Source organism: Perlabentimonas gracilis, from assembly GCF_011174675.1.
GTDB lineage: Bacteria > Bacteroidota > Bacteroidia > Bacteroidales > Tenuifilaceae > Perlabentimonas > Perlabentimonas gracilis.
The window spans coordinates 20331-28054 of sequence record NZ_JAANIG010000046.1 but is presented as its reverse complement, the minus strand read 5'-3'; the positions used below and the strand labels follow the sequence as shown (position 1 = coordinate 28054).

The window sequence follows — 7724 nt, the reverse complement described above, 5'->3', positions numbered from 1 at the left end:
TTTCGCCTGAAGAGTCCCATAATTTTAAAGTTTTTTGTCGAACTCAAAAATAGGGGATTCTGAGGGCATTTTTAAATTTCGTACTTTCGGATGCTAGTGGTAAGATACTAAAAAAAACACTGTAAAAGGAACTTTTACTGGCTTTTTGTGTTTTGGGTAATTGTAGGTAATTTTGAATACTAATTTATACAAACATAACGATGAAACGATTTACCCCTACTCTATCACTTTTTTTGCTTATACTGGCAAGCTGCACCACGCACACAAGCCCCGATGAAAAGCCAACGGTTATGGTTAGCATTGCACCTCAAAAGTATTTTGTACAGCAAGTTGCCGATACGCTAGTCAGAGTGGAGGTTATGGTTCCTGCAGGTTCGAGTCCCGAAACCTACGAGCCTACCGCATTGCAGCTAAAGGCAATGAGCAAAGCTAAAGTATACTTCTCTCTTGGCCTACTTGAGTTTGAGCTATCGATGCTTAAAAATATTCAGAAACAAAACCCAAACCTCTTGCTAGTTGATCACTCAAAGGAGTTGAATCTAATGGAAGGGACGTGCGATCACGACCACCATCACCACAGCCACTCGCATAGCCATGGGCACGACCCTCACGTATGGACCTCGCCTGCCGAGGTGAAGGTTATGGTTAACTCCATTTCAGATAAACTAAGCCTGCTATACCCCGAAAATGCCAAACATTTCAGCGAAAACGCAATTGCATTTACACATCAGCTCGACAGTCTCCATCAGCACATACAAGCAAAGCTAGCCAACACCAGCGGCAAAAAGTTTTTCCTATTCCATCCTGCCCTCACCTACTATGCTCGCGATTACGGCTTAACCCAAGTATCGCTTGAGGAAGATGGCAAAGCCCCATCGATGCAACATTTTAAATCGGTTCTTCAAAAGGCAAAGGAGCAGGGATCTACCACAATCTTTATTCAAAGGGAATTTGATGTGAACACAGCGAAAACAGCTGCTGCAGATATTGGCGGAAAGGTTGAGGTTATTGACCCCCTCGATGAGGATTGGCTTAACAATATGTATCGCATCACAAGAATGCTTCATAAGGCATTGAATGGTGAGTAGCAGCAACAAACAATAATACATCCATTTTATAATCCAAACTTGCTAAATGCCTAAGATACTCGAAATAAACTCCGCATCGGTTGGTTACAACGAGGACATTGTGCTAAAGGACGTAAACCTCGAAATTTTCGACAACGATTTTATTGGCGTTATTGGGCCCAACGGCGGTGGCAAAACCACACTGCTGAAGCTACTGCTAGGCGAGCTCAAGCCTAGCAAGGGCAAGGTTACCTACCACTCAATCCTACCAAACGAAACGTTGTTCGGTTATCTTCCCCAATCGGTAAGCATCGACAAAAAATTCCCAATCACTGTGCTAGAGGTGGTGCTATCGGGCTTGATGAGCAAAAAGGGAGTGGCTGGTCGGTACACCTCAATGGACAAAAAGCTGGCGCTAGATCTGCTTAGCAGGATAGGCATAGCCAACCTAAAGGGACGAACCATTGGAGAACTATCCGGAGGACAGCTACAACGCGTTTTCCTTAGCAGAGCTTTGGTTTCGCACCCTAGATTACTGATTTTAGACGAACCCAACACTTATGTAGATAACAAGTTTGAAAAAGAGCTGTACGAGCTACTTAAGGAGCTAAACAGGGAGATGGCCATAGTAATGGTATCGCACGATTTGGGCACCATCACATCGCACGTGAAAACCATTGCCTGCGTTAACCGAAATCTGCACTACCACCCCTCCAACTCAATAACCTCCGAACAGCTGGCAGCATACGATTGCCCCATACAGATAATTGCTCACGGCCCTGTACCGCACACGGTTTTGGGAAAGCACAACTAATAACTGATCTTGTTAACTTGGTAAATACGCCAATCTGCCGAGACAGACAACTGACAACAAAAAATGCTAAACTCACTCGCAAACTTCTTCCAGTACCAATTCGTAGTCAACGCCTTTGTGGCTGCTCTGCTAATAGCAGTTGCTGCCGGAATGGTTGGTTCATACATAGTAGCCAAAAGGTTAGTATTTCTTAGCGGTGGGATTACCCACGCCTCGTTTGGCGGAATTGGTATTGCCTATTTTCTCGGAGTCAATCCCCTTGCTGGAGCAGCCGCCTTTGCAGTACTTTCGGCATTTGGAGTTGAGGCGCTTAGCCAACGAATGGCTGTTCGCGAAGATTCAGCCATAGGCATACTGTGGTCGGTGGGTATGGCCATTGGGATATTCTTTATTTACCTTACCCCGGGCTACTCGCCAAACCTTATGACCTTTCTGTTTGGCTCAATACTTACTGTCTCCTCCACCGATATCTGGCTTTTGCTAACGCTAAATATGGTTATGGTGGCCTTCTTTCTACTTTTCTACAGATCAATTCTATACCTTGCATTCGACCCCGATTTTGCCAAAACACAACGTATACCCGTAAAAACTTTTTCATACATCCTAAAAGGATTTTTAGCTCTAACCATAGTACTTAGCATTAGGATGGTTGGCATTATTCTTCTAATTTCGTTGCTTACCATCCCCCCTTCCACCGCAAATCTTTTCACCAAAAGGTTTAACCAAATTATTTTTGCATCCATAGCTATTGGGTTCCTTGGTGCAGTGGGCGGCCTGCTTATCTCCTACAACATGAACGTTCCCTCGGGAGCTACCATAATTATGGTTTTAGTGGCTATATTTGCTGTGGCTAAACTATTACGGTTCTTATTTGTTAAAATAAAATTACGTAGAGCATAATAATCTAACTAAAATAAATTCAAACACATACCATTATGAATTACGATTTGCTAGTTGTGGGCAGTGGTCCTGGAGGCTATGTAGCCGCAATACGTGCAAGCCAGCTGGGAATGAAGGTTGGCGTTGTTGAAAAGGAAAACCTGGGCGGTATATGCCTTAACTGGGGGTGTATCCCTACCAAAGCGTTGCTCAAGAGCGCACAGGTGTTCGAGTACGCATCGCACGCAGCCGAGTATGGTGTGGTAGCCAGCGACGTAAAACCCGATTTTGATAAGATGATTGCCCGTAGCCGCGACGTGGCTGCCAATATGAGCAAGGGTATAGAGTTCCTATTCAAAAAGAATAAGATCGAGGTTATCAATGGGTTTGGTAAGCTTAAGGATAAGAGCACGGTAGTTGTTACCGACTCCGACGGTAAAACCCAGGAGGTAACCGCAAAGCACATCGTACTTGCAACTGGAGCACGCTCGCGCGAGCTGCCTAACCTGAAGCAGGATGGAGGGAAAATCATAGGGTACCGCCAAGCCCTATCCTTGCCCAAGCAGCCAAAATCGATGGTTGTGGTTGGATCTGGCGCCATTGGCAGCGAGTTTGCCTACTTCTACAACTCCATTGGTACTCAGGTAACGCTGGTTGAGTATATGCCCAACATTGTTCCCGTTGAGGATGAGGAGGTATCCAAAACCCTAGAGCGCTCATTCAAAAAGAATAAGATTAAGGTGATGACCAACGCATCGGTTGAGTCGGTCGATACCAGCGGCGACCTTTGCAAGGTAACCATTAAAACCAAAAAGGGCGAAGAGGTGGTTGAAGCCGAGATCGTACTTTCTGCCGTAGGCATCACGCCAAACACCGAGGGAATAGGTCTTGAGGATGTTGGCGTTGAGATGGAGAACGGTCGGGTTAAGGTTGATGAGTACTACCGCACCAATGTGGAGGGAGTTTACGCCATTGGCGATATAATTCCTGGCCCAGCGCTTGCCCACGTGGCATCGGCCGAGGGTATTGCTTGCGTTGAGAAAATTGCCGGTATGGATGTTCACCCCATAAACTATAAGAATATCCCTGGCTGTACCTACACCAGCCCCGAGGTTTCGTCGGTGGGAATGACCGAAAAAGCAGCGCAGGAAGCGGGTTACGAGATTAAGGTTGGGAAATTCCCATTTACAGCATCGGGCAAGGCTACCGCAGCAGGAATGCGCGATGGTTTTGTAAAGCTAATATTCGATGCCAAATACGGCGAGCTGCTAGGCGCCCATATGATTGGCGGAAATGTAACGGAGATGATAGCAGAGATGGTGGTTGCCCGAAATTTGGAAACCACTGGTCACGAGCTTATCAAGAGCATCCATCCGCACCCAACCATGAGCGAGGCCATTATGGAGGCCGCTGCTGCCGCGTACGATGAGGTGATTCATATGTAGATAAAAATATCTTGCAAAGGCGCAGAGACGCTAATAATACTAATGAGGTTGTCCAAAGAGTACTTTAGGACAACCTCTTTTTTTAACGCTATTAACCCGTCAAACTAAAATAATCCCTCAATCTACTCACCATATTCTTTTCCTCACTCGTAAACTAAATTCTATCTTGGCTTATCTAAATCCCAATTATTCGAGCTAAATTTGCCCTCAAATTAAAAAACTAGCAACAAATGAGTTTACAGTGCGGAATTATTGGGATTGCCAACGTGGGCAAATCAACCATTTTCAATTGTATGTCGGCCACCAAGGCCGAGGCCAGCGGATTTTCGTTTAGCAACAAAACCAACCTAAGCATAATTAACGTACCCGACGCCCGCTTGCAGGAGTTGGAAAAGCATCAACCCACCGAGAAGATAATACCCACAACCGTAGAGATTGTAGATATTCCTGGGCTAACCAAAAGCTCGGGTCGATCCGATAAAGGAGCCAACCAGTTCCTGTCCGAAATCCGCAATTGCGATGCGCTAATCCATGTAATTCGCTGTTTCGACGATGAGAACCTCCCCCATGTAGATGGCTCAGTTAACCCAATTCGCGATATCGAAACCGTAAACCTTGAGCTACAGATTAAGGACTTGGAGTCGGTTGAGAAAAAGATTCAACGCTTAGAGAAAGTGGTCAAGTCGGGCGATAAGGATGCAAAAAAAGGTATCGAGGTGCTAAACGTTTACAAAGATCATTTGGAATCGTTCCAAAACGCGGCAACTGCCCCTGTAAGCGACGACGATAAGCGATACATCGCCGACATATTCCTACTTTCGACCAAACCCGTAATCTACGTTTGTAATGTTGATGACAGCTCTGCTGTGAATGGCAACAAGTACGTTGAGCAGGTTAAAGAGTTTTTAAAGGATGAGAATACCGAGATTCTGATCATAGCTGGCGCCATGGAGGCAGAGATTGCAGAACTAGAGAGCATGGAGGATAGAATGGCTTTCCTCTCGGATGTTGGGCTACAGGAACCCGGCGTAAACAAGCTAATCCGCGCAGCATACTCGCTCCTTCAGCTGGAAACCTTCTTCACCGTAGGGCCAAAAGAAATTCGTGCCTGGACCATTAAACGGGGAGCAACAGCACCACAAGCCGCTGGAGCCATCCACAGCGATTTGGAACGTGGCTTTATCCGTGCCGAGGTAATGAAGTATAACGACTTTGTTACCCTTGGCTCCGAGCAAGCTTGTAAAGAAAAGGGCAAGCTAAGCATCGAAGGGAAAAATTACATTGTTGACGATGGCGATATCCTTCACATACGATTCAACGTGTAGCTAAATCAACAAAAAAAATGCAAAAGATAGCCACAGCCATCGCAATAATTGGAGTTGTCATCTTTGGTCTTGTGCTAATTTTGGGCCGAGGCGAAAGCTCCAACCTAACCGATTTTGCCCGCGGATTTATAACTGGAATATCGTTAGTATTTCTTGTGGCATTTGTTATATACCTTGGCACCCGACTTGTAAAGAGGAAAGGGTAGCTCTTAACCCAAAGTACTAAACCTTTAGCCCTTGCGGTATGAAAATTCGGCTCGCCATTGTATTTATCCTAATTACAACTACCCCAATGGCTTGGGCGCAGGATTACTACTTTAGGACTATAGAGCCCAACAAAGATCGAGTAAACACCCTTATCACCCAAACCGTATCAATTGATAAAATTGTTGGTGATACAATATATGCATACGCAAGTTATGTTGAGTTTGAAAGATTTAAGAAGCTTGGCTATGCCCTTGATATACTACCCTACCCCAGCATTAACGCCAAAAATATTTTAATGGCCACCAGCATCGAGGAGATGACTGGCTGGGACAGATACCCCACCTACGAGGTTTACCGCGAAATGATGAAACGTTTCGAGGAGGATTACCCCAATCTATGTAAACTCGATAGCATTGGGACTTCGATGCAAGGACGGAAGCTATACGTTGTGAAAATTTCGGATAACGTGCTAGAAGATGAACCCGAGCTTGAGTTCTTTTACACCAGCACCATGCATGGCGATGAGACTACTGGGTACATACTAATGTTAAGGCTTATCGATTATCTGCTCTCAAACTATGGCACCAACGATAGGGTTACCAACTTGGTTAATAATATTGCCATATACATAAACCCCAATGCCAACCCCGATGGTTCTTACTACTACGGGAACCATACCGTTAGCGGTTCGCGACGATACAACGCAAATGATTACGATTTAAACCGAAATTTCCCCGACCCTCGCCTTGGCGAAAACCCCAATGGCCCCTACCAACCCGAAACGCTAGCCATGATGGATTTTGCAGAGGAAAGGAACTTTGTGCTGTCGGCCAATTTTCATGGTGGTATCGAGCTGGCCAACTTCCCTTGGGATGCGTGGAAAAGCTCCACTAATCCGCATACCGACCACAACTGGTTTAAAACCATTAGCCGCCGGTACGCCGACTTGGCCCAGGCCAATAGCCCCCCTGGCTACTTCACCGGATGGGATAATGGAATTGCGCACGGTGGCGATTGGTATGTGGTTTCGGGTAGTCGCCAGGACTATATGAACTACAACCACCACTGCCGAGAGATTACTCTAGAAATATCGGACACCAAATGCCCTCCCAGCGCCGACTTGCCCAACTATTGGGATTACAACAAGGAGGCCATGCTAAGCTATATGGAGCTCCTCTTTACAGGAATCCAAGGCATTGTAACTAACACAAGCAACGAACCCCTTGATGCAACAATTACAATTGATGGACACGATAAGGACAATTCGTTTGTAACAACGAACCAAACCCACGGCATTTACTTTAGACCAATAGAAAGTGGAACTTGGGAGGTTACCTACCAAGCCGAGGGTTACCATGAACAAGCACATTCAATAACCCTTAACAGCATTTATGATATAGCTTCCAATGATGTGGTGCTCCAAGAGAAAATGAAGTACGATATCACCTTTGAGATAAAGAGTGGCGACACCCCCGTTCCCAACGCAAATATAAGCCTCAACGGGCAAACCCAGCAAACCGATGAGCTTGGCACTTCCACATTTACTGAAGTTTATGAGGGGAGTTACACGGTTGGTGTTACACATACGGATTACAACGAGTATATCGATGAGGTTGAGGTTGATGCTAGCAAAGCCATACAAATAAACCTGACTCCACTTGGAGCAACTTACAAGGTTGAGCCTGCTGATACTAAGATTTGGCCAAACCCATTTTCACATAGCCTAAACATTGAAGTTAGTTTGAAGCAAAGCACAGCACTTGAGGTTAGTGTACATAACCTACTGGGGCAAAAGGTTGCAACCATTGCAAGTGAAAACCGCATACAAGGACAACACCGCCTAAACTGGACTCCACACACAACCTTACCAGCCGGATTATACCTACTTAGGTTTACTTCTCAAGGCCATAGCTACACTCAAAAAATTCTTTTTGCGCCAACCCTCCCTTAGCACGTAAAACCCATCCTTTTTTTTCTATTTTTGTGG

7 protein-coding genes are annotated in these 7724 nt (G+C 45.5%); all 7 read left to right on the top strand.

Annotation, left to right across the window (positions count from 1 at the left end; translation table 11 throughout):
* Window positions 1-200: 200 nt before the first annotated feature.
* The 7 genes from G8O23_RS15335 (at window position 201) to G8O23_RS15305 (ending at window position 7688) form a co-directional block, all read left to right on the top strand.
* Complete coding sequence (locus G8O23_RS15335) at window positions 201-1088, top strand: metal ABC transporter solute-binding protein, Zn/Mn family (protein ID WP_166366436.1); 888 nt, start codon at window positions 201-203, stop codon at window positions 1086-1088.
* A 46-nt stretch (window positions 1089-1134) separates the two neighbouring features.
* Window positions 1135-1881 (top strand): metal ABC transporter ATP-binding protein, encoded by a 747-nt coding sequence (locus G8O23_RS15330; RefSeq protein WP_166366434.1) that lies wholly within the window; start codon window positions 1135-1137, stop codon window positions 1879-1881.
* A 63-nt stretch (window positions 1882-1944) separates the two neighbouring features.
* A complete protein-coding gene (locus G8O23_RS15325) occupies window positions 1945-2781 on the top strand; it encodes a metal ABC transporter permease (protein ID WP_166366432.1) in 837 nt (278 codons plus the stop codon).
* 35 nt (window positions 2782-2816) lie between these two features.
* On the top strand, window positions 2817-4205 hold the full coding sequence (gene lpdA, locus G8O23_RS15320) for a dihydrolipoyl dehydrogenase (protein ID WP_166366430.1): 1389 nt from the start codon (window positions 2817-2819) through the stop codon (window positions 4203-4205).
* 230 nt (window positions 4206-4435) lie between these two features.
* Window positions 4436-5530: a redox-regulated ATPase YchF gene (gene ychF / locus G8O23_RS15315; RefSeq protein WP_166366428.1), complete on the top strand. Its 1095-nt coding sequence runs from the start codon at window positions 4436-4438 to the stop codon at window positions 5528-5530.
* Between the two features lie 17 nt (window positions 5531-5547).
* Window positions 5548-5736: a hypothetical protein gene (locus tag G8O23_RS15310; RefSeq protein ID WP_166366426.1), complete on the top strand. Its 189-nt coding sequence runs from the start codon at window positions 5548-5550 to the stop codon at window positions 5734-5736.
* A 38-nt stretch (window positions 5737-5774) separates the two neighbouring features.
* On the top strand, window positions 5775-7688 hold the full coding sequence (locus G8O23_RS15305; protein ID WP_166366424.1) for a M14 family zinc carboxypeptidase: 1914 nt from the start codon (window positions 5775-5777) through the stop codon (window positions 7686-7688).
* Window positions 7689-7724 lie beyond the last annotated feature (36 nt).

What these genes read in the sequence shown, in the direction of transcription:
- G8O23_RS15330 (WP_166366434.1), top strand. Translation starts at nt 1,135, where the DNA reads ATGCCTAAGATACTCGAAATAAACTCCGCATCGGTTGGTTACAACGAG.
- G8O23_RS15335 (WP_166366436.1), top strand. Translation starts at nt 201, where the DNA reads ATGAAACGATTTACCCCTACTCTATCACTTTTTTTGCTTATACTGGCA.
- G8O23_RS15310 (WP_166366426.1), top strand. Translation starts at nt 5,548, where the DNA reads ATGCAAAAGATAGCCACAGCCATCGCAATAATTGGAGTTGTCATCTTT.
- lpdA (WP_166366430.1), top strand. Translation starts at nt 2,817, where the DNA reads ATGAATTACGATTTGCTAGTTGTGGGCAGTGGTCCTGGAGGCTATGTA.
- ychF (WP_166366428.1), top strand. Translation starts at nt 4,436, where the DNA reads ATGAGTTTACAGTGCGGAATTATTGGGATTGCCAACGTGGGCAAATCA.
- G8O23_RS15305 (WP_166366424.1), top strand. Translation starts at nt 5,775, where the DNA reads ATGAAAATTCGGCTCGCCATTGTATTTATCCTAATTACAACTACCCCA.
- G8O23_RS15325 (WP_166366432.1), top strand. Translation starts at nt 1,945, where the DNA reads ATGCTAAACTCACTCGCAAACTTCTTCCAGTACCAATTCGTAGTCAAC.